Source organism: Sorangium sp. So ce381 (assembly GCF_051473845.1).
Classification (GTDB): domain Bacteria; phylum Myxococcota_A; class Polyangia; order Polyangiales; family Polyangiaceae; genus Sorangium; species Sorangium atrum.
The window spans coordinates 10,442,925-10,464,258 of record NZ_CP150336.1 but is presented as its reverse complement, the minus strand read 5'-3'; the positions used below and the strand labels follow the sequence as shown (position 1 = coordinate 10,464,258).

At 70.6% G+C, this 21,334-nt stretch carries 14 protein-coding genes and 2 tRNA genes; 12 read left to right on the top strand and 4 right to left on the bottom strand.

The annotated features are described in order from the left end of the window. Positions 1-28 precede the first annotated feature (28 nt). From glmS to rpsI, 6 genes are all read left to right on the top strand, one after another. Positions 29-1,864, top strand: a complete 1,836-nt coding sequence (glmS, locus tag WMF29_RS39290) for a glutamine--fructose-6-phosphate transaminase (isomerizing) (RefSeq protein WP_272102699.1) — start codon at positions 29-31, stop codon at positions 1,862-1,864. Positions 1,865-2,013: 149 nt separating this feature from the next. Continuing rightward, positions 2,014-3,774, top strand: coding sequence for a sensor histidine kinase (locus WMF29_RS39285; RefSeq protein WP_437325209.1), 1,761 nt, complete (start codon positions 2,014-2,016; stop codon positions 3,772-3,774). A 188-nt stretch (positions 3,775-3,962) separates the two neighbouring features. Further along, positions 3,963-4,049: transfer RNA gene (locus tag WMF29_RS39280), tRNA-Ser, on the top strand. A gap of 105 nt (positions 4,050-4,154) precedes the next feature. Continuing rightward, positions 4,155-4,239: transfer RNA gene (locus WMF29_RS39275), tRNA-Ser, on the top strand. Positions 4,240-4,796: 557 nt separating this feature from the next. After that, entirely contained in the window at positions 4,797-5,246 is a 450-nt protein-coding gene (gene rplM, locus WMF29_RS39270) for a 50S ribosomal protein L13 (RefSeq protein ID WP_012240013.1), read from the top strand. Positions 5,247-5,254: 8 nt separating this feature from the next. After that, positions 5,255-5,647, top strand: a complete 393-nt coding sequence (rpsI, locus tag WMF29_RS39265) for a 30S ribosomal protein S9 (RefSeq protein WP_272102704.1) — start codon at positions 5,255-5,257, stop codon at positions 5,645-5,647. A 220-nt stretch (positions 5,648-5,867) separates the two neighbouring features. Here rpsI and WMF29_RS39260 read toward each other — a convergent pair whose 3' ends face one another. Continuing rightward, positions 5,868-8,030 carry a peptidoglycan DD-metalloendopeptidase family protein gene (locus WMF29_RS39260; RefSeq protein WP_437325208.1) on the bottom strand — a complete coding sequence of 721 codons (2,163 nt, stop codon included), beginning with the start codon at positions 8,028-8,030 and terminating at the stop codon, positions 5,868-5,870. Positions 8,031-8,147: 117 nt separating this feature from the next. On the opposite strand from WMF29_RS39260, the gene WMF29_RS39255 reads away from it, so the two are divergent. Continuing rightward, positions 8,148-9,020 (top strand): tetratricopeptide repeat protein, encoded by an 873-nt coding sequence (locus WMF29_RS39255; RefSeq protein ID WP_437325207.1) that lies wholly within the window; start codon positions 8,148-8,150, stop codon positions 9,018-9,020. A gap of 3 nt (positions 9,021-9,023) precedes the next feature. Further along, positions 9,024-10,280, top strand: coding sequence for a DUF2062 domain-containing protein (locus tag WMF29_RS39250; RefSeq protein WP_437325206.1), 1,257 nt, complete (start codon positions 9,024-9,026; stop codon positions 10,278-10,280). A 1,236-nt stretch (positions 10,281-11,516) separates the two neighbouring features. On the opposite strand, the gene WMF29_RS39245 is transcribed toward WMF29_RS39250, so the two are convergent. Both WMF29_RS39245 and WMF29_RS39240 read right to left on the bottom strand, forming a co-directional pair. Then, entirely contained in the window at positions 11,517-11,969 is a 453-nt protein-coding gene (locus WMF29_RS39245; RefSeq protein ID WP_437325205.1) for a DNA-binding protein, read from the bottom strand. A 514-nt stretch (positions 11,970-12,483) separates the two neighbouring features. Further along, the gene (locus WMF29_RS39240) at positions 12,484-12,615 is read right to left on the bottom strand and encodes a hypothetical protein (RefSeq protein ID WP_437325204.1); all 132 of its coding nucleotides are present in this window, start codon (positions 12,613-12,615) and stop codon (positions 12,484-12,486) included. Between the two features lie 1,436 nt (positions 12,616-14,051). On the opposite strand from WMF29_RS39240, the gene WMF29_RS39235 reads away from it, so the two are divergent. The 4 genes from WMF29_RS39235 (at position 14,052) to WMF29_RS39220 (ending at position 20,081) form a co-directional block, all read left to right on the top strand. Continuing rightward, positions 14,052-14,243, top strand: a complete 192-nt coding sequence (locus WMF29_RS39235; protein ID WP_437325203.1) for a hypothetical protein — start codon at positions 14,052-14,054, stop codon at positions 14,241-14,243. 118 nt (positions 14,244-14,361) lie between these two features. Continuing rightward, positions 14,362-16,617, top strand: coding sequence for an excinuclease ABC subunit UvrC (uvrC, locus tag WMF29_RS39230; RefSeq protein ID WP_437325202.1), 2,256 nt, complete (start codon positions 14,362-14,364; stop codon positions 16,615-16,617). A 282-nt stretch (positions 16,618-16,899) separates the two neighbouring features. Beyond that, positions 16,900-18,234 (top strand): serine/threonine-protein kinase, encoded by a 1,335-nt coding sequence (locus WMF29_RS39225; protein ID WP_437325201.1) that lies wholly within the window; start codon positions 16,900-16,902, stop codon positions 18,232-18,234. Positions 18,235-18,311: 77 nt separating this feature from the next. Beyond that, positions 18,312-20,081, top strand: coding sequence for a VanW family protein (locus tag WMF29_RS39220; protein ID WP_437325200.1), 1,770 nt, complete (start codon positions 18,312-18,314; stop codon positions 20,079-20,081). A gap of 96 nt (positions 20,082-20,177) precedes the next feature. Here WMF29_RS39220 and WMF29_RS39215 read toward each other — a convergent pair whose 3' ends face one another. Beyond that, positions 20,178-21,206 carry a tryptophan--tRNA ligase gene (locus tag WMF29_RS39215; RefSeq protein WP_437325199.1) on the bottom strand — a complete coding sequence of 343 codons (1,029 nt, stop codon included), beginning with the start codon at positions 21,204-21,206 and terminating at the stop codon, positions 20,178-20,180. Between the last annotated feature and the right edge of the window lie 128 nt (positions 21,207-21,334).

The following is a 21,334-nucleotide window of genomic DNA, read 5'->3' as shown; positions in this document are numbered from 1 at the left end:
GCGCGGGCACTACCTGAACGAGGCGAGCATGTGCGGGATCGTCGGATACGTTGGGTCAAAAAAGGCGGCGCCGATCATCGTCGAAGGGCTGCGGAAGCTGGAGTATCGAGGCTACGACTCGGCCGGCATCGCCATTCATGACGGCAAGGGCATCGAGATCGTCCGGACGCTCGGCAAGCTGATCAAGCTCAGCGAGGCGCTCGAGAAGCGGACCCTCGACGGTACGACAGGCATCGGCCACACGCGGTGGGCGACGCACGGCCGCCCGAGCGAGGTGAACGCGCACCCGCACTCCGCGGGCCCGGTCGCCGTCGTGCACAACGGCATCATCGAGAACCACGTGGCCGTCCGGCAGCAGCTGGAGAGCCAGGGGGTCAAGTTCCTCTCCGACACGGACACCGAGATCGTCGCTCACCTCGTCCACCGCGAGCTCCAGAAGGGCGCGAAGTCGCTCTTCGAGGCCGTGCGCGGCGCGCTCCGGCAGGTCCACGGCGCCTACGCGATCGCGGTCCTCTCGCGCGACGAGCCCGACGTCATCGTCGCCGCCCGGTACGGCTCGCCGCTCGTCGTCGGCGCTGGCGAGGACGAGATGCTGTGCGGCAGCGACATCCCCGCGCTGCTCGCGCACACCCGCGACATGATCTTCCTCGAGGACGGCGACATCGTCGAGCTGCGCGCGAGCGGCGTCCGCATCGAGACCGTGGCCGGGGGCGAGAAGGTCGAGCGGCGCGTGAAGCGCATCGACTGGAGCCCCGTCCAGGCGGAGCGCGGCGGCTACAAGCACTTCATGCTGAAGGAGATCCACGAGCAGCCCGACGTCGTCGAGGCCACGCTGCGCGGCAGGATCGATCTCGCCGCGGGCGACGTGCACGCGACCGAGATGGGGGTCACGCCCGAGTTCGCGAGGGAGCTGCGCCGCGTCTACATCGTCGCGTGCGGCACGAGCCACCACGCCGGCATCGCCGGGCGCTACTGGATCGAGCAGCTCGCCAGGGTCCCCACGGTCGTCGAGCTCGCGAGCGAGGTCCGCTACCGCGAGCCGATCTTCTTCCCCGACGATCTCGTGATCGCCATCAGCCAGTCGGGCGAGACCGCCGACACGATCGCGGCGCTCAAGGCGGCGAAGGCGCAGGGCGCCAAGGTGCTGGCGCTCTGCAACGTGCTCGACAGCGCGATCCCGCGCCTCTCCGACGGCGCGCTCTACACGCACGCGGGCCCCGAGATCGGCGTCGCCTCGACCAAGGCGTTCACCACGCAGCTCGCCGCGCTGCTCCTGCTCGCCGTCTATCTCGGCCGCCGCCGCGACTCGCTGTCGGCGGAGCGCGGTCGCGAGATCCTCCAGGCGCTCTGGGAGATCCCGAGCCACATGCGCGAGGTGCTCGGCGACGCCGACTACGTGCACGCGATCGCGAAGCGCCTCGTCCACGCGAAGGACGTCCTGTTCCTCGGGCGCGGCCTCGGCTTCCCCATCGCGCTCGAGGGCGCGCTCAAGCTCAAGGAGATCTCGTACGCGCACGCCGAGGGCTACGCGGCCGGCGAGATGAAGCACGGGCCGATCGCCCTCATCGACGAGGCGCTCCCCGTGATCGTCGTCTGCCCGCGCGACGCGCACTACGACAAGACGTTCTCCAACCTGCAGGAGGTCCGGGCGCGCGAGGGGCAGGTCGTCGCGATCGCCACGAAGGGCGACGAGTCGATCCTCGAGATCGCTCAGCACCACGTCTGGATCCCCAAGGTGCCGGACGAGGTCGGGCCGCTCCTTACCGTGCTCCCGCTCCAGCTCATCGCGTATTACGTCGCCAACCTGAAGGGCAACGACGTCGATCAGCCGCGCAACCTCGCGAAGACGGTCACCGTCGAGTAACGAGCAACGCCGCTCTCGCGGCGGGGCATCCTCGCCGCGGCGAGCGGCCTCCTCTGCGACGCGCAGCGCTCCTCTGCGGCGCGCGCCCCTCCTTTTTCAGCGCGGGCGCTCCCGCGTCGCGCCTGTGCGCCCGCGGCTATGCTGCGCGCATGCGCATCCCCGGCAGGACGGAGCGGCGGGTCGTCGCGGCCATCCTCGTGACCGCCCTGATCCCGCTCGTCGCCAGCATCGTGGTCGCCAGGACGGTGATCGCGCGGGTGTCGGCGACGGCGTTCCAGCCGGAGTTCGGCGTCCACCTGGACAGGGCGCTCGGCGTGTACGCCGAGCTGGCCGCCGCCATCAAGCAGGGCATGCGCTCCGAGGCCGACGCGATCGTCGCGGCGGACCCGCTGCGCGAGAGCGCCTTCACGGGCGACGCGCGGCGCCTCGATGGCGAGCTCACGCGCATCATCGCGGCCCACCCCGCGCTGGTCTCGCTCCGCGTCGAGCGCTGCGGCGGCGATCTCGTCGGAGCGCGCGAGCGCGGCCGCCCGGTGGATCCGGCGCACGAGAAGACGCTCACGGTCCGGAAGGCGATCGCGCGCGCGCCCGGCCACGCCGCGGAGCCCGGCGATCCCGCGCCCGACGACGGCGGCTGCGACGGCGACGAGCGGACCCTCGTCGCGACGTTCGCCGCGCCGAGCGCGCGCTTCGACGAGCTCGACGCGGCGCAGGCGTTCGCGCAGGCGTACCACGCCCTCGAGCGGGAGCACCGGAAGGAGTACCTCGACGAGAGCTACGGCGACGCCTTCGCCGCCCTGCTCGGCGCGACGATCCTCCTCGCGATCCTCGCGGGCGTGCTCGTGGCGCGCCCCGTGGTCGACCGCATCGCGCGGCTCGCCGCGGCGACCCGGCCCGTCGCGGAGGGCGACCTCTCGGTGCGCGTGGGGCTGCAGGGCGACGACGAGGTCGCCGATCTCGGCCGCGCCTTCGATCGCATGCTCGAGGAGCTCGAGGGCAGCCGCGCGCGGATCGAGTTCCTCAAGCGCATGGGCGAGTGGCAGAAGATGGCGCGGCACCTCGCGCACGAGATCAAGAACCCGCTGACCCCGATCCAGCTCGCCGTCGAGGAGTGCCACCGCCGCTATGCGGGCAGCGACCCGGCGTACCAGCGCTTGCTCCAGACGACGCTGGAGGTCGTCGAGGAGGAGGTCGGCACCCTGCGCCGCCTCGTCGGCGAGTTCTCCAATTTCGCTCGGCTCCCGCGGGCAGAGCTCGAGCCCTCGGATCTCGCGGAGTTCCTGCGCGAGCAGGGCGAGCGCTTCGCCGCGGTCGAGGAGGCGGGGCGCGAGCACGCCTCGGACGAGGTGCTGCTCGGGCGCGTCGATCTCGAGTTCGACGTGCCGGATGTCCCGATGCCGGCCGCGCTCGATCGCGAGATGCTCCGGCGCGCCCTCGGCAACATCGTGCGCAACGCGGCGCAGGCGCTGCGCGACGCGCAGCGGGCGGCGCCCGGCGGAGCAGCCCGAGAGCGCCCCGGCGCCGCTGCGTGGGGCAGGGTTCGCGTCTCGGCGCGGAGCGAGGGGCAGAGCCACCTCATCGCGATCGACGACGACGGCCCGGGCATCGATCCCGCCGTGCGGGACTCGGTGTTCGATCCGTACGTCACGACGCGGTACGACGGCACGGGGCTCGGCCTGAGCATCGTGAAGAAGATCGTGGTCGATCACGGCGGCACCATCGACGTGCTCGAGTCCCCGCTCGGAGGTGCGCGTTTCGTCATCCGGCTCCCGCGCGCAGGCACGCCGGCGGCGCGCGCCGCGCTCGGGGCCGCGGCCTTCTCCGAAGGCGATCGCGAGCCTGCGTCCGAAGGCGCCGCGCCGGCGCGGCCAGCCGCTCGCGGCGGGCAGGCGCCGCGCGGGGCGGGGTAGGGCCGCGCCCGCCGGTGCGCGGCGGATCCTGCAGCGCCTGAGAGCCGCACGCTGGACGACGAGCTCCTGCTCCGGGAGCGCGCGCCGGGCTGCTGGCGAGGGGCCTCGGAGCTGAAAGCGCACCTCCGGACCGGTCGGTTGTCAGGAGATGCTTGACCAGCCGGCCCCGCTTTGCCATGTTCGCCGGCGGAGAGGTGACCGAGAGGCCGAAGGTGCCTGATTCGAAATCAGGTGTACCCGCAAGGGTACCGCGGGTTCGAATCCCGCTCTCTCCGCTACGCTTGGCTGCTTGCCCCCGTTGAAACAGGTGGGCTCTGACCGCCCGCTCTCTCGCGAGCGGCGCCGGTCGGGCAGAAGCGGGGCGCGTTGAAGTTGTATCGGGAGAGGTGACCGAGTGGTCGAAGGTGCACGACTGGAAATCGTGTGTACGGCAACGTACCGCGGGTTCGAATCCCGCCCTCTCCGCTGAGCTGAACCGTCGATCGACTCCCTGGCGTGATGAGCTCCTTCAAGCGAGCCAGCAGGACGCCGGCGAGCGATGTGACGTGAACGATGAGCGATGAGACCGAGCGGTCGGTCGCTCGACCACCGTGCCCGCTCGTCGAGCTGAAGTCGGGTTTTCTGTAAAGTGTGGCCTGACGCGGCGCCCGAGGGGGCTCCGGGGTCGGTCGCCGTCGATGCCGCTGAGGCGAGGCTCTGTCCGGGGCGACTGAGCTGCACCGAGCATGGAGATGCATCGATGCGAGGGGGCTCTGTCTGTTCAATGCCCTGGTGATCTGGATGAGCGGGCAAAATGAGAGAAATCTGGGAGCCCGAGACAACCAGGGGAGCGAGGCGGGACGGAAGAGACGACGGGGACGACTGACGACGGGACGACGACGACTTCTTGACGGACCCGCTTGACCAACCCCCGCTGGACGATGACGATGCTGCCCCAGAAGCCTGACGCTTGACAGGCGAAGGGCCGCCTTGTAGAAGTGGCGCCCCTTTTTGGCAGGCGCCCTTCCGGAGTTTTTCGCCCAATGAATCCTCAGCCCAAGTCCTTTTCCGCCAAGCCTGCGGAGGCCCGCAACGAGCGTACGTGGTGGGTGATCGACGCGGAAGGCAAGCCCCTCGGCCGCCTTGCCAGCCGCATCGCCACGGTGCTCCGCGGCAAGAACAAGCCCACGTTCACGCCGCACGTCGACACCGGCGACTTCGTGATCGTCGTGAACGCCAAGAAGGTCCTTCTGACGGGCCGCAAGCTCCAGCAGAAGAACTACGTGCGGCACAGCGGCGAGCCGGGCGGCTTCCGCTCCGAGTCGTACGGTCACCTGCTCGAGCGCAAGCCGGAGCTCCCCATCCAGAAGGCCGTGAAGGGCATGCTCCCGAAGAACGTGCTCGGGCGCGAGCTCCTCACCAAGCTCAAGGTCTACGCCGGTCCCGATCACCCCCACGCGGCGCAGAAGCCGCAGCCCCTTAGCTACAGCTGAGCAAAGCCATGACGGAAACGAGAACGTACGCCACTGGTAAGCGTAAGACCGCCGTTGCGCGGGTCTTCCTCTCGCCGGGCACCGGCAACATCAAGGTGAACCAGAGGCCCGCTGACGATTACTTCGTCCGCGAGACCTCGCGCATGGTGATGCGTCAATCGCTGGAGCTGCTCGAGCTGCTCGATCAGTTCGACGTGAACGCGACCGTGGTCGGCGGCGGCCACAGCGCGCAGGCCGAGGCGATGCGGCACGGCATCGCGCGCGCCCTCTGCGAGCTCGATCCGGAGCGCAGGTCGTCGCTCAAGCGCGCGGGCTTCCTCACGCGCGACGCGCGCAAGAAGGAGCGCAAGAAGTACGGCCAGCCCGGCGCCCGCAAGCGCTTCCAGTACTCGAAGCGTTAACAGGCCTGGGCCGCCGCCCATCGAGGCGGATGCCATGGCAAGGACACCGAGGACGCGAGGGGTTACCCCTCCGCGTCCTCGGTGCGTTTTGTCTGTCGGATGCCGCGAAGGCGCTGACGATGGGACGGCTGGTCCCTCGGCATCTCTCTCATCGAGCGGACCTCTCGGTCCGCTCGGTGTTCTCTGGCCTCATCGAGCGGACCTCTCGGCCAGCTCGGCGTCACATCGTTTCCGGCGGGCTCTTGAGATCGGCGCCTTCGATGAGCTCGCCCTCGTCGTCCCCGGCGCCTTCCGGCGGCCGCGCTTCTTGCTCGGTCGGTCCGCTCGGCCCGACATCCGGCGCCGCGGCGGCCGCCGGCTCGCTGCTGGTGGCCGCGGGCGGCGGCGAGGGAGGCTCTGCCGCTTCGGGCTTCACCGGTTCGGGCGGCGGCTCGGGCAGCGGAATGGCGTCGAGCCGCTTGTCGAGCGCTTCCTTCGTCGCGGCGAACGCCGCGCGATCGACGCCGGGCATCACGCGCTCTCCGTCGAGCTGGAGCGTCTCGGCATCGAAGTACTTGCCGTCCCTCTTCGCGCTGAAGTGAAGGTGAGGGCCCGTCGAGCGGCCCGTCGACCCGACGTAGCCGACGAGCTGGTGGGTACCCACCTTCATGCCGGCCTTGATGCCGGGGGCATACCTCGACAGGTGCGCATAGCCGGTGGTGACCCCGTTCGCGTGCGCCACCGTGACGAGGTTGCCGCTCGGACCCGCCGGACCGACCCAGTCGACCGTGCCGCGATACGCCGAGTACACCGGCGTTCCCATCGGCGCGCCGAAGTCCGTCCCGTTGTGGGGCATCCTCTTCTTCAGCACCGGGTGCATTCGCTGCGGGTTGAACTTCGACGTCACGGGGGCGCCCGGGACCGGCGCGCGCCAGCCGCCGGCGTGCGGCTGCCGGCCGCGCTCATCGAACGTGCCGCGAGCCTCCTGCCCCTTGAAATCGTAGATGCGCACCGGCTTCTCCGCGGGATCCGGGGGCCGGTACTCGAGCGCGACGACCTTCTTGTACCTGGAGAACATCCCGAGCGCCGTCTCCTCGATGGCGATCAGCCGGACCGTGCCCCCCTCCTCGAAGCTCTCCGTCGAGAGGCGCCCGTTCAGCGCGTCGTCGATCACGTCGAGCACGCCGGGCTCCAGGCCCCCTGCCCGGATCGCGTTGGCGAGATCCTTCCCCACGTAGAAGGAGGCGACGACCTCCTCCTCGGCGATCTTCATGTCGAGCGCGGCGCCCGCGAGCCGCCCGGCCGCGTCGTCCCTCGCCTGGTAGATCTCGCTCGCCGAGACCTCGTACTCGAAGGCGCGGACGCGGCGCGTGGAGCGATCCATCGCGACCGTGAACCGGTCCTTGCGGCCGCACTTGTCGAACTTCCGCAGCCCGTCGAAGGCCTTCATGATCCGGTAGATCTGCGCCTTCGGTACGCCCTTCTCGTCGAGGGCCGCGATGAACGACCTGCGGTCCATCACGTCGCTCACCAGGAGCACGGAAGGATCCTTCCCGAGCTCGGAGATCCGCCACGGGCCGGGCAGCGGCGTGCGCTGCTTGGTCTTCACCTCGGGCATGGAGGAAGGCTTGGCGGCCTCATCCGTACCTGCTGCCGAGGTCGCCGGGCTCGCCGCGACCAGCGCGCGCTCGTCGCGCACCGGGACGCCCTGGATCAGCAGCGCGATGAGCGAGGTGAGCGTCGCGAGGCCGAAAATACCGCCGAAGACCGCGGTCATGCGCGGCGACAGGTGCGGTCCTGGAGGGGGCCGGCCGAGGCCGGGTGGGAGCCGCGGGCCGTCCGTCGAACCGGGGCCAGCGTGGGGTCCGCCGTCCATGAGCGACGGCGTCCGCAGGGGCTGCACGCGCGGATCGCTGCCGCGCGACCAGGGCGCCGATGCGCGCCCGCGAGAAGAAGGAGGAGGGAGCTGCGGCCACGTCGATGCCGCGCGCGCGCGCGGATCGTTGCTGCGTGACCAGGGAGCGGCCGGAGCGCCCTCGCCCCGCCGGCTGCCCTGCAGCGGAGCGGTCAGCGGCGGCGTGGCCGGTCTGCCGGGGAGGTCGAGCGCGTCGTCCGCGACGTCCTCGGCCGCGCCGATGCGCACGATCTCCGCGCGCGGCGCGTCCTGCGGGACGGCGGCGCCGGGCTCCGCGCGCGGCGCGTCCTGCGGGACGGCGGCGCCGGGCTCCACGCGCGGCGCGTCCTGCGGGACGGCGGCGCCGGGCTCCACGCGCGGCGCGTCCTGCGGGACAGCGGCGGCGGGCTCCGCCGCGCTGCCGGCCTCTCCGCTCCGCTCCCTGGCGCGGTCCTCGGCGTCCGGCGCTCCGGAGGCCTCGAGCGGGTTCTGGGGTACTGCACTCGGCACGCCGACGTGCGTACCAAGGCATCGACGGGGTTGCAACCGCGGGGCTCCCTCGCCGACGCAAGGGTTGCGCGGAAGGCGGATCCCATTGTACGCCGGTCGCGTAAGCTGACGGGCCTGATGGACGACCGGCTGAAGCAGCTTCTGGTTCTCGGCAGGGAGCACTACGAGCGGCGCGAGTACGATCTCGCCGAGCACGCCCTGCGACAGATCATCGAGAAGACCGACCGCTTCGCGGACGTCTACAACATGCTCGGCGTCATCCTCCACGAACGCGGTGATTTCCTCGCGGCCGAGGCCCACTTCGAGCGCGCGGTGCAGCTCAACGAGCACTACACGGAAGCGCTGCTGAACCTCGCCGTCACCTACAACGACCTCGGCAAATACGAAGCCGCGCGGCAGGTCTACTCTCGCATCCGCCGCGGCGAGGGGGGAGGCGGCGTCCTCGACCCGTTCGCGCGCGGCAAGATCGCCAACATGCACGCCAATCTCGCGCAGGCCTATGCCGACGCCGGTTGCGCGCAGGAAGCGATCGCCGAGCTCACGCGGGCCGTGGCGCTGTGCCCGACGTTCGTGGATCTTCAGCTGCGCCTCGGGACGATGTACCGCGACGCCGGGAATCTGGCGCTCGCTCGCGAGCATTACGCCGCCGCGCGCGACGCGAACCCGAAGTACGCACCAGCGCGCGTGCTGCTCGGGGTCGCGCTGCTCTCCCTCGGCGCGCCCGATCAGGCGAGCGCCGAGTGGCGCGAGGCGCTCGCGATCGATCCCGACAACAGGACGGCGAAGATGTACCTTCGCACGCTGGAGGCGCAGCGGAGCGGGCGCACTGCGGCCGCTGAGTCAGGCGATCCGGCGCCGGCCGCCGCGGCGGGTGGCACGTGGGACGCGCTCGACGAGGCGACGCCCACGACCGTGAGCGACATCCTCTCCAAGACGACGGCCGATGCAGCGGGTGAGACGGATCGTGCTGCACGGGAAGGCAAACCCTGAACGTTGGCGAAATACTCTCTCCTCCGAGAGGAGGCGCGCCGCGCGTGGCGTGAGCTCCGTGGCAGCGAGCTCTCCGCCGGCCGGACCGCCGTGGCGGTGGCGATCGGCCTGTTCATCGGATCGCAGCCGATCTTCGGCTGCCACACGCCGCTCGTGCTCCTCCTCTGTCTGTGGTTCCGCCTGGATGCAGCGATTGCCTGGGTCGCTGCGAACATCTCCAACCCCTTGTTCGCGCCAGCGCTCCTCACGGCCGAGGTCCAGGTCGGAGCGTACCTCCGCACGGGTCGCTGGCTGCGCCTCTACGAAAAGATGAGCTGGGCGCAAGCGCTTTCGGACTTCCCCGAGTACATGTTCCTCGGCGCCCCGGTGGTCGGGCTCGCGCTCGCGGCGCTCGGCGGCGGCCTGATCTTCGTCCTCGTCACGCTGAAGCGGCGCCGCGCTCCCCTGCAGCAGAGCAGCAGGATGGAGCCGTATCGGCTCCCCGGGGATGCACCGCCGTGGGTTCACGCGGTCGAGCGCGTCGCCGGGAGGTACAGCCCGCCTGAGGGCGCCACGCCGGCGCAGCGTACCCGCTTTCACTATGTCCGCTTCAAGCTGCTCGGCGACCCCATCGCCCGGTTGATTGCCGACATCGCCGGCGACCGCCCCGGCGCGCTCGGGGAGGTCCTCGATATCGGGACCGGGGCTGGCCAGCTGCCGATTCTCCTGCTCGAGCTGGGGAGGGCCGAGCGCGCGCGTGGGTTCGACTGGGACCGAGCCAAGATAGAGGACGCCCGGCGCGCGGCCGGCGGGGGCTCCGGCGCACCTCTACCGCGCTCGTCGGAGTCGCCCGGCCCGCCCGGCGCGCAGCGCGCGGCCCACGCCGCCCCTCCGCTGGACGCCGAGTTCTGGTGCGCAGATGCGCGCGAGGCCGAGCTCGGAACTGCAAACACCGTGCTGCTCATCGACCTGCTCCACTACTTCCGCGTGGAAGAGCAGGACGCGATCCTGCGGCGGGCGGCGGCCGCGGTTCGTCCGGGCGGGCGCCTGCTCGTCCGCGAGGCGGACACCGAGCGCGGCTTGAGGAGCTCGATCACGCTCCTTGAGGAGCGCGTCTTCACCGCGCTTCGATTCAACCGGGGCGAGCGTGTGCGCTTCCGTCCTGCCCGAGAGATCGCGGCGCTCCTCGAGCAGCTCGGCTTCTCCTGCGAGACGATGCCCGCCTGGGGGAAAACGCCCTTCTCGAATGTCCTCATCGTCGGGAGCCGAGCCCAGCGCTGAGCCCGAGTCGCCCTTCCCCGCGAGCTCTCACCTCCCACCGCCCGCGCCGCGCCCTCAGCGTCAGCGGCCGTTACCGGGTGTCCGATCCGGCGCGCGGCCTCTTCTGAGCGCATCGCCCGGTGGCTCGATCACCCCGGATGGTCAGAACCTGTCCGGTATGTTGACGCGTTGGTCTCGAGGCTCCTTTCGGTACACGAGCCGAGCCATCCGGTGGAGCGACCCCCTCGTGGCACACGCCATGCTTATCCCACGGGCCTGGCGGCGGAGCCCCGCTGTCCATGTCTCTTCCTGATCGCTAGAGGCCGATAGGCCTCCAGGGCACCTGCTTGCCAGGCGTCGGGCTCGCCCACATTGCAAGCCGGCAATATCCGCCTGGGGCGTCCTGTCCAGGTGTCCGTGGAGGTGCGTTGAGCTCCGGGCCGGCCGGGTCCAGTGTGGCTCCGAGGGCGCCGCGCGATCGTCGAGAAGGCGCCGGATGGGCGGAGCGGGTCAGGCGTTCACAGCAACAACGCCTGCGCGCATCGCCGATCGTGCTCTTCCACGTCGGCAGTCCCTGCCACCCTCACGACCCACGGAACGAGCTCCGCCCGGCGGGGTCCGGACCGGGATGACCGGACTCCCGCGCCGCGTCGTCGCGTCGCGGCGGTGATCCTCGCTTTCGCTTCCTTGGAGCTCCGCCACGCTTCACGCCCCAGCGTCCGTTTCGAGGCCGCGTCAACGCTGCGTGACAGGAGGCCCGACGGGATCGCTGACGTGCGAAACTAGATGTGGTGGTCCATTGATGATGCCCCACGATATGTTGGGGTCTCAGGGGGGGATGACGTGATGGTCTCTCCCGATCCGACGTCGACAAGAGCACGGGCGTGGCGGCTCGGTAACCCAGCGTCCTGGGCACCAGAGCGGACATGTGCTCACAGACGCGATCGGGGAGAGGCGCAGCCTGCGTCGAGTCGCCAGGCGGATCCGCTCAGCAGCGGTCGGGCGGCAGCTGACGTGCCTTGCGCGCGGATTTCTCCGTCGTCCTACGAGGAGACGACATGACTTGGAGGGACTTCCTGAGGGGCATCCAGCAGCGTGTATGGCTGCGGAGCTTGCTCCGCCCCGATGTGCGACGTCTCCGCGCCTGCCGGAACGGCTCCTGGCTCGCCGCGATTTCCCCTGCTGGGCTTGGGGGAAGGCGGGAGGTCGACCTCGGTCGGTTTGGCCGGACCCTTCTGGAGAGCGTCGATGCTGGCTTCAGCGGGAAAAGTACTTGGTAGCCCGCTTCTCTCCTTTCGACGTGATCTTCTTCTCGACGAGCAGCTTCCGAATCGGGAGGGTCAGCTCCTTCGTGGTCGTGCCCAGATCCTTGGCGATCTGCTCGACGCCCTGGCCGCTGTTGCTCCGGATGTGCTCCAGGACCTTCTGCGTCATCGCGGCGAGCTCTTCCTTCGAGCGCTTCTCGCCCTTCTTGCGGGTAGGCTTCGCAGCGCGAGCGGGGCGACCGACCGCCTTCTTGACCTCCGCAGGCTGCTGAGGAGCGGCCTTGGCCCGACCCGCCTTGCGCGGCGCGGCGGCCGCAGCGACCGGCTGGCCCTCGCCTCGCAGGGCGTTGGCGACAGCCTCGAGAGCCGCTTTGCGGACAAGTCCGCTCAGCTGAGAGACGAATGCATCAACGTGGCTTTTGATCTCGGTTTCGACGTTGTTCATTGGATCTCGCGTCCCATGAATAGCTAGAGTTGTCAACTGCTGAACAGCACCTTGCTTGAAAATAATTCGAGAGGTGTCCCCTCAACGTGCGTCAAGAACCCGCGCTCGCCACCTCCCCGTCGGGTCATGGGGTGCTGGGGGCGACCGGTCGAGCCGGACTCCAGCCACCTCGTCTCCCTGGCGATGTCGCGCCGCGAAGCCAGGCACCGCCCCAACCCAAGAGGGTGCGATGGACAGCGCCGTGCTCCGCTCTGCACCGCGCTGCGGATTTGGATGCCGCGGCGCGCGTGCCGTGGGCAGCCCCGTAACCGAGGGGAGCCAGCGACATTCCCATGAAGATCTGCTTTCCTGTGCTCCGGACACACGCGCCCCACCGCGCAGCGGCCGAAGCGGGCGCCTGACCGAGGGACCGTGGAGGAGCCCGACCCCCGGGTGGAGCACCCGCGATGAGGAAAGGTGTCATGGCCGAGGTCGCCGTTCCAGCCGATCGCCGGTGAGCTGGAACGGCAGCCTTTCACTTCTGCACTCCACCCTGCTCCCGCGGCGTAACCGTATGCCCGAGCTCTCGTCTCCCGACCGAGCCGCTCTCCGGGATCGACCGCAACGTGTCGGCCGTCGAGACGCCCTCCGGCGGTGTCGACGTCATGAGGGCTACCCCACCCACCTGCCAGGACATCCCCCTGGCTGATCGGCGCGGCGGCCCGACGCGGTTGCTCCCACCCACGTTGCAGCCCCCAGGCCACGTCGCCTCCGGTCTGGCTGCGTCTTTTTGCGGCTGTGCTGGAGCTGCCCAGCCTCCGGCCGAGTCTCCCAAACCGCTCGCCGTGCCCGAGCTCCGACGGCCGCCCGGGCAAGCCGGAAGTCGCCCTGCGGGAGGCCACGAGGCTGCCGCTCCTGCTCAGCCGCTCATCCTGATTCAGGGGGTGACACTCGTGCTGCGCACCAGGGTGACGCTCGCCCGCGGCTCGCTCCCGTGCGAGGGGGCAAAGCTCACCGTCGCCGCCGAGGGCGACATCGATCCCCCGAGCGGGGCGGTGGTGATGGACGCTGGTGGACAGTTCGTCACTCCTCGGCAGCTCGACGCGCACTCCACCTCGGGGGCCGCCCGACACCAGGCGCAGCGGCGCACCTGGACGGCAGCGAACGGGAACCAGACGCGGGGCCGGTGGCGCCGCAGGCTCAGTTCGCCGATGCCTTCTGGCCCCAGGACCCGGGTATCGAACGGGCAGTCGCTGGTGGTGTTACGACCATACAAGTCCTTTCGGGTTCAGGCAACCTGATTAGAGGGTGCGAGGCAACGATGGAGCTCCGACCGGGCATCGGTCCTCCCATCGCCCCTCCCTGATTCCTCCCAGATGCTTCCCAGACGCTCGCCACCGTGGCGCCCGGCGGGCTGAAAGTGGCTTGCGGGGAGAGCCCGAAGCGCAGCTACGGCGGGGACAAGCGGGCACCGATGGCCGGTACGGGCAACCTCGCTCTCCAGCGGGCGACCTCTCTCAAGACCAGGAAGCTCCAGACGGACTGGGCGCGATGGAGCGACCGGGAGTCGCGCCGGATTGCGACCGAGGCGAAGATGCCGCGGTCCGCCAGGCCACGAAGGAGGAGCGCTCGACACCCGAGACCTCCTCCCGCGGAGATCCTGCCGTCGGATCTACTGGCTGCTCGAGGGCGTGTCTCGCGTCGACCCGGGCGCGGCGGGCCATCACCGCAGTCGCTCGCGCTGCCTCCTACACGGGCGGTCGTGCGACGCGCGACGGCACACCGTGATCGGGTGGCCTCGCGAGCGCCGCGCGTCACCACGCGGCGCGCGCGGCTCACGTGATCAGGCCGCGGCGCGCGCTGCGCGGCTCACGTGATCAGGGCGCCGCGCGCGCTGCGCGGCTCACGTGATCAGGGCGCTCGCGCGCGCCGCGCGGCTCACGTGATCAGGGCGCCCGCGCGCGCCGCGCGGCTCACGTGATCAGGGCGCCCGCGCGCGCCGCGCGGCTCACGTGATCAGCCCGCCCGCGTGCGCTGCGTGATGACGCGCGGCTCACATGATCAGCGCGCCCGCGTGTGGCCCGCGTGTGGACCGATGGCAACGTGGTGCGCGCAGGACTCCCGCCTCGCCGCGCGGCGGCGATCGCCCGCAGTCTGGCCGGCGTGTTCGTGTCGCCTTCGCTCCGGCTCGAACATGGCCTCGCGAACGTCGCGGTCGGGTCGGGCGACCCGCTCGACATCTCGACCTGGGCGTTCTGCCCCGTCGCTCCAGGCGAGCGGCGCCGCGTCACATGACGGCGTTTTTCTAGATGTAAAGGAGAACCGGCGCGGGCCGCGTCGGCCGCTCTCCACGGGAGGAGCCGTGATCGCGGCGCTTGCTGCCGGCGCGCGCGACTTCTAGATCGTTCCGGCCGTGGTCAACCCGAGCGCCAAGCAGGATCCCGAAGCCCTCCTCGCCGCCAAGCTCGCGTCGCTCCCGACGAAGCCGGGCTGCTATCTGTTCATCGACAAGGCCGGCGCCGTCGTCTACGTCGGCAAGGCGAAGAGCCTGCGCTCGCGCGTCCGCAGCTACTTTCAGGAGAGCGGGAGCGACGCCAGGTACTTCATCCCGATACTCCGGAAGATCGTGGCCGATCTGGAGACGGTGGTCACCGCCACCGAGAAGGAAGCGGCCGTACTCGAGAACGAGCTCGTCAAGCAGCACAAGCCGCGGTTCAACGTCAAGCTGCGTGACGACAAGGACTTCCTTTGCCTCAAGCTCGACACGCAGAAGGCGTGGCCGATGCTCGAGACGGTCCGCCGTCCCGCCCCGGACAAGGCGCGCTATTTCGGGCCCTACCACTCGGCGACGAGCGCGCGGCGGACGCTCCACCTGGTCAACAAGCACTTCCAGCTCCGCACCTGCTCCGATACCGAGATGGCGTCGCGCCGGCGCCCCTGCCTGCAGTACCAGATCAAGCGTTGCCTCGCGCCCTGCGTGATGGATGTCGACCGGGAGCTCTATACGGAGATGGTCCGCTCGGTCGCGCTCTTCCTCGAAGGGCGCCACGACGAGCTCACGGGCGAGCTCACCACGCGAATGCGGGACGCGTCGCGGGAGCTCGAGTTCGAGCGCGCCGCCATCTACCGCGATCAGCTCCGGGCGGTCGAGGCGGTGCGCGAGGCCCAGCGCGTCGTCTACGTGAAGGACGTCGATCAAGACGTGGTGGGCATCTACCGCGAGGGGACGCTCGTGGAGGTCGAGGTGATCTTGGTGCGGAGGGGGCGCGTCGCAGACACGCTGTCCTTCTCGCTCCGCAACATGGAGCTGCCGGACGACGAGGTGCTCGGCGGCTTCCTGAACGAGTACTATGGCGTCGCGTCCACCACGATCCCCGATGAGGTCCTCGTGCCGGTGTTGCCAGACGGCGCGGAGGGCGTCGCGGAGTGGCTCGGCGATCGGCGCGGCCGCAAGGTGGCGCTCTTCGTGCCTCAGCGCGGGCCCCGCGTCGATCTGCTCAAGATGGCGAGCGAGAACGCAGCTCACGCGTTCCGGGAGAAGCAACGGAGCTCCGACGATCTCGAGGCCCGGCTCGAGGAGCTCAGGGAGCGCCTTCGCCTCCCGACGCTCCCGCGTCGCATCGAGTGCTGCGACATCTCGCATCTCGGCGGCGGCGACACGGTGGGATCGATCGTGGCGCTCCTCGATGGTCAGCCGGACAAGAAGCGCTACCGCAGCTTCAACGTGAAGAGCGTGGCCGACGGCGACGACTACGCCGCGATGTACGAGGTGCTCTCACGGCGCTTCCGCCGCGGAAAGGCCGCCCGGCAGGCGAGCCCGGCGTCCACCGCAGAGAGCGAGGCCGCCCTCGGCGCCGAAGGCGCGCCCGAGAGCGACGTGATGGAGGGCGTCGCCGAGAGCGACATGATGGAAGGCGTCGCCGAGAGCGACATGATGGAGAGCGATCCGGCGGAGAGCGACGCGCTCGAGAGCGATGCGATGGAGGGCGACGTCGCTGAGGAGGACATCGGCTTCGCAACAGCGAGCGACGCTACGCCGCAGACGGAAGGGACGCAGGTGTCCGCTGCCGCGGAGGGGGAGAGCGCCGGCTCGGGGGGTGATGTGTCGAGGAGCGCCGAGGCCGGCGGAGGCGAGTGGGATCTTCCAGATCTGTTCGTCGTCGATGGTGGGCGCGGCCAGCTCCAGGTAGCGCTGTCGGCGGCGCGCGATCTCGGCCTGCACGGCCTCCCGATCGTCGGTCTGGCGAAGGAGCGGGAGACGCAGACCGGAGAGAAGCTCGTCGACCGCGTCTACCTGCCTGGCCAGAAGAACGGTATCCCGCTCCGATCGACGAGCTCCGCCCTCTTCTTCCTGGCGCGCGCGCGCGATGAGGCGCACCGCTTCGCAAACCACGCACGCAAGCGGCTAGGCAAGGCGCGGCGCCTCCGGTCCGCGATCGAGGACATCCCAGGGCTCGGCAGCGCGGTGAGGACGGCGCTCCTCCGGGAGCTCGGTTCCATGGAAGGAGTGCGCCGCGCGACGGACGCTCAGATCCTGGCGGTGACAGGGGTCACCAAGCGACACCTGTCCGCGCTGCGCAAGGTCATCCCGTCTCCCGAGTCCTCACCGCCCGACGCGCCGGCCGAGGACACCGGCGATCTCTCCAAGGCTCGCGGGCTCACGCGCTGAGCGCGACCGGGGCCGCGCCGCGATGGATCGGTGAAAGATCACGCTGCGACCCGAACGGCGTTCCGGGTTGAGCGCCAAGGCGTTCTCTGCGACGATCCGAACACCAGGCGCCCGGTCGCATTCCGGGCGCACGCGGTCATTTTTCGATCAAGAGCACCACCTGGCACACCGAGCGCTTCTTGCGGACCCGACGTAGTGGGCGGGCCGCGGCGGGCCGCGCTCGGCGGGCTCGATTCCCGGCGGGCACTGCCTCGCTCCGGGGTTACGCGGCACGTGAGCACCATGGGAGAAGTACGCGCTGGCCACACGCTCGGTCGCTATGAGCTCCTCGTCCCCATCGCGCTCGGGGGCATGGCCTCGGTGTGGGCCGCTCGAACGGGCGGCCAGCTCCCAAGGATCGTCGCCGTCAAGCTGCTGCGCGCCGAGCTGAGCGACGATCCCGACTTCGAGGCGATGTTCCTCGACGAGGCCACCCTGGTCTCGCAGATCCATCACCCGAACGTCGCGGAGACCATCGATGTGGGCGAGGAGGACGGCGTCCTCTACCAGGTGATGGAGCTCATCGACGGCGAGCCGCTCAACCTGGTTCTCCGCGAGAGCAAGGCGCGCGGCGGACTGCCGCTCCCCTTCGCGCTCCGCATCGTGGCCGAGGCGGCCCTCGGCCTGCACGCCGCGCACGAGCTGCGCGGCCGCGACGGCAAGCCCGTCGGCCTCGTCCACCGCGACGTCTCGCCGCAAAACATCCTGGTCGGATACGACGGGTCGGTGAAGATCCTCGACTTCGGCGTCGCCAAGGCCGCCTCGAACCTGCAGCGAACCCAGGTCGGCCAGGTGAAGGGCAAGTACGCGTACATGTCGCCGGAGCAGGCCGGCAGCGAGCCCATCGATCGCCGCACCGACGTGTTCACGCTCGGGATCGTCTTCTATCAGCTCGTGACCGGCAGGCACCCCTTCCACGCCGAGAACGATCCCGCGACGGTGCGCCGCATCTGCGACAAGGCGGCAGCCGAGCCGCCGCAGACGCTCGTCCCGTCGCTCCCGGAGGACGTCGGGCGCATCATCATGAGGATGCTCGCGAAGCCGAGGGAGGAGCGCTTCGCCTCGATGGCCGAGCTGCGCCGCTCCATCGAGCAGCTGTCGCCCGCGACGCCGATCGCCACCTCGGATGAGCTCGCCGCGCTGATGCAGCAGATGCTCGGCCCGCGCGGCGAGCGGCGGCGCGCCGCGATCCAGGAGGCCATGCAGATCGCGCGCGAGCGCGCGATCGACCCCGACTATCCGCAGGCACAGCAGAGCTCGCCGCAAGCCGCCGCCCAGCCCGGGCGCGCGAGCGCAGAGCGCGGGGCCGCGCCGCAGGGCGCTCCGCCGGCGCCGCCGACGTCCGAGGAGGGCCACGCGCGGCGCTGGCTCGTCCCCGCGACCGTCGGCCTCGTGGTCCTCGTGGTGCTCGCGGGCGCGCTCCTGCTGCGCTCCTCGCCGCATGGCGGCCCGCCGCGCCAGCGGGGCTCTCTGCTCGTGCCCAGGGCGGGCTCGATCGAGGATCCGCTCCTCAGGGCCGCGCGCGCCGCATCGAAGGCGCGCCGCGGCGGCGCCGACGCGACGCGCGCCGCCCCGTAGCGGCGCACCTCGTCCGCGTTCCTCGCCCGCGTTCGCTTGACGGTTCGGGCAACGCTTTTCAAGATGGCCGCCGTCGCATGGATCTTCGCCGCTCGCCGGAGCTCTGGCGGTTCGCCGCGCTGGTGGCGATCTTCGTCACGAGCGGCCTGGTCATCACCTACCTCGTGCTGCCGCCCCCGCCGGACGACGGCCCGAAGCCCCCGCCGGTCCTCCGCGTGGCGCAGGTGCCCGTGCCGATGGGCGGCGACGTGGTGGCGAACGCGCTCGACCTCGTGCGCCGCTACGCGACCGGGGAGATCCGGATCGTGCTCCCCGACGGCTCCGCGCGCGCGCTCCGCCGCAACGATCTCGGCGTCGAGATCAACCGGGTCCGCCTCGCCGAGTTCGTGCGCGAGGCGCTCCGCCCCGAGAGCGCGCTCCGCCGCGCGCACGAGCGGGCCGGCGATGGCGACAAGCGCGACGAGGACGCGCCGCTCGACATCCCGATCCCGCTCCTCCTCGACTCCGAGCGGGCGATCAGCAAGCTGCTCGACCTGAAGGTCGAGCTCGACGCCCCCGCGGTCGACGCGTATGTCGACCTCGAGGCGAAGCAGCTCAAGCCCGAGAAGATCGGGTTCCGGCTGGACGTCTACGGCACGCTCGCGCGCATCGACGCCGCCCTCCGGGCGGGCGAGGACACCGCGCTGGCCAGCGTCGAGACGATCGCGCCGAAGCTCGTCGCCGAGCAGCTCGGCAACGTCAAGTTCGATCAGGTGCTCGGCTACTTCGAGACGCGCTACGCGACCGGAGGGAGATCCAAGGAGAGGACGTACAACCTCAGGCTCGCCGCGTCCAAGCTCGACGGCGTGGTCGTCATGCCGGGCGAGATCTTCGACTTCAACGAGACGGTCGGCCCGCGCGACGAGGCGCACGGGTACCGCGTCGCTCCGGTCATCGCCCAGGGAGAGCTCGTCGACGGGCTCGGCGGCGGGACCTGCCAGATCTCGGGCACGCTCCACGGCGCCGCGTTCTTCGCGGGGCTCGAGATCGTCGAGCGCTACCCGCACTCCCGCCCGAGCTACTACATCAAGCTCGGCCTCGACGCGACCGTCGTCTACCCGACGATCAACTATCGCTTCAGGAACCCGTTCGACTTCCCGATCGTGCTCCATGAGACGGTGGCCGGCGGCGTCGTGCGCGCCGAGATCCTCGGGCCCTCGCGCAAGCTCACGGTCACGTACTTCCGTCGCATCGACGAGGTCATCCCGTTCGAGGAGCTGGAGCGCCCGACGCCGAAGCTGCCCGAAGGGATACGGGCGCTCGCTCAGCGCGGCATCCCCGGCTTCAGGACGACGAGCTCGCGGGTCGTCCGCGACGGCGCCTACGCGGTGCGGGAGAAGTGGAGCGACAGCTACCCGCCGACCGCGCAGATCATCCATGTCGGGAGCGGCCCGCGCGACCCGGAGGCCAAGACGGCCGACGACAATCACCCCGAGTACGTGGCGGACGAGTACCTCGTCGTCACGCAGGGGCCGGACGTCCGCACGCCGGGCGTGACCGGCCCCGAGCCGGGCGGCGGCACCGTCGAGAGCCGCGAGCCCGGGCTCACGGGCGAGCGCGGCTGGACCGAGCGCGCGGGGTTCGGCACGTTCCGCGCGAAGGGGGCGGAGCGCGCCGAAGGGGAAAGCGGCCGCGCGCGCGGCGAGGACGCGCCGCCCGCCGAGGGGATCGCCGTCATGCAGGCCCCGGGCGCGGCCGCGCCAGAAGGCCGTGGCCAGCGGGACCCCGCGGGGGACGAGGCGAAGGGCGGCAAGGGCAAGAAGCGACGCCAGAACCAGAAGAAGACGACGACGAGCGACGGCGGCTGAGCGGGCGGCGTCGAACGAGAGCGACGGCGCCTGTTCGGCGGCGCTCGTCGCGCGCTGGCCTCGGCGGGCTCCGCTCGTCCTCCGCCGTCGCGGCCTTCAGCGAGCGCCGACCGCCCGGCGCACCTCGTGGAGCGTCGGGCTCGCGAGCGCCCGCGCGCGCTGGGCGCCTTCCAGGAGCAGGGCGTCGACGCGGGCCGGGTTGGCCATGAGGTCGGCGTAGCGGCGCCGCGGCTCCTCGAGCGCGCGGTTCAGCACGTCGAACACGGCCTCTTTCGCCTCGCCCCAGCCGATGCCGCTCTGGTAGCGGCCGCGGAGCGCCTCCGCCTCTTCGGGCGTGGCGAACTCCCGGTAGAGGTGGAAGAGCGGCGACGTGTTCGGATCCTTCGGCTCGCTCGGGGGCGACGAGTCCGTCTTGTACTTGAAGATCGTCTTGCGCAGCTTCTCCGGCGGCAGGAAGAGCGCGATGGTGTTGTCGTAGCTCTTGCTCATCTTGCGGCCGTCGAGGCCCGGGATCACCGCCGTTTCGGCGCTGATGCGCGCCTCGGGCAGGACCAGGGTCGGGCCGTAGATCGCGTTGAACCGCTGCGCGATATCGCGAGCGATCTCGATGTGCTGGACCTGGTCCTTGCCCACCGGCACGACGTTCGTCTTGAACAGGAGGATGTCGGCCGCCATCAGCACCGGATAGCCATAGAGGCCCATGTTGATCCCGGCGTCGAGGTCGTCGCTGTCCTCGACGCCAGCGGCGCCCGACGCTCCGGCCCGCGACTCCATGTTCTTGGCGACAGCGGCCTTGTAGGCGTGAGCCCGGTTCATGAGCCCCTTCGCCGTGAAGCAGGAGAGGATCCAGCTCAGCTCGAAGATCTCCGGAACGTCGGATTGCCTGTAGAAGATGACCTTCTCGGGATCGAGGCCGAGCGCGAGCCATGTCGCGGCGACCTCGTGGACCAGGCTCCGGAGCTTCTGCGCGTCGTGGATCGCGTTGAGCGCGTGAAAGTCGGCGACGAAGTAGAGCGCGTTCGACGCGGTCCCTGCGAGCGCGAGCGCCGGCTTGATCGCCCCTACGAAGTTGCCGAGGTGCGGCGTTCCGGTGGGCTTGATGCCGGTGAGGACGGTGCTTGCCATCGTTGTCGTGTTCCTCTGAGGGAGCTCATCCCATTACGCGCTCCGCGCGAGTGATGCCACTGCCGCGCCCCAAAAAATCTGCGGGGTTTCTGGCTGCCGGCGCGCGTCGGCGCGCGTCGGCGCGCGCC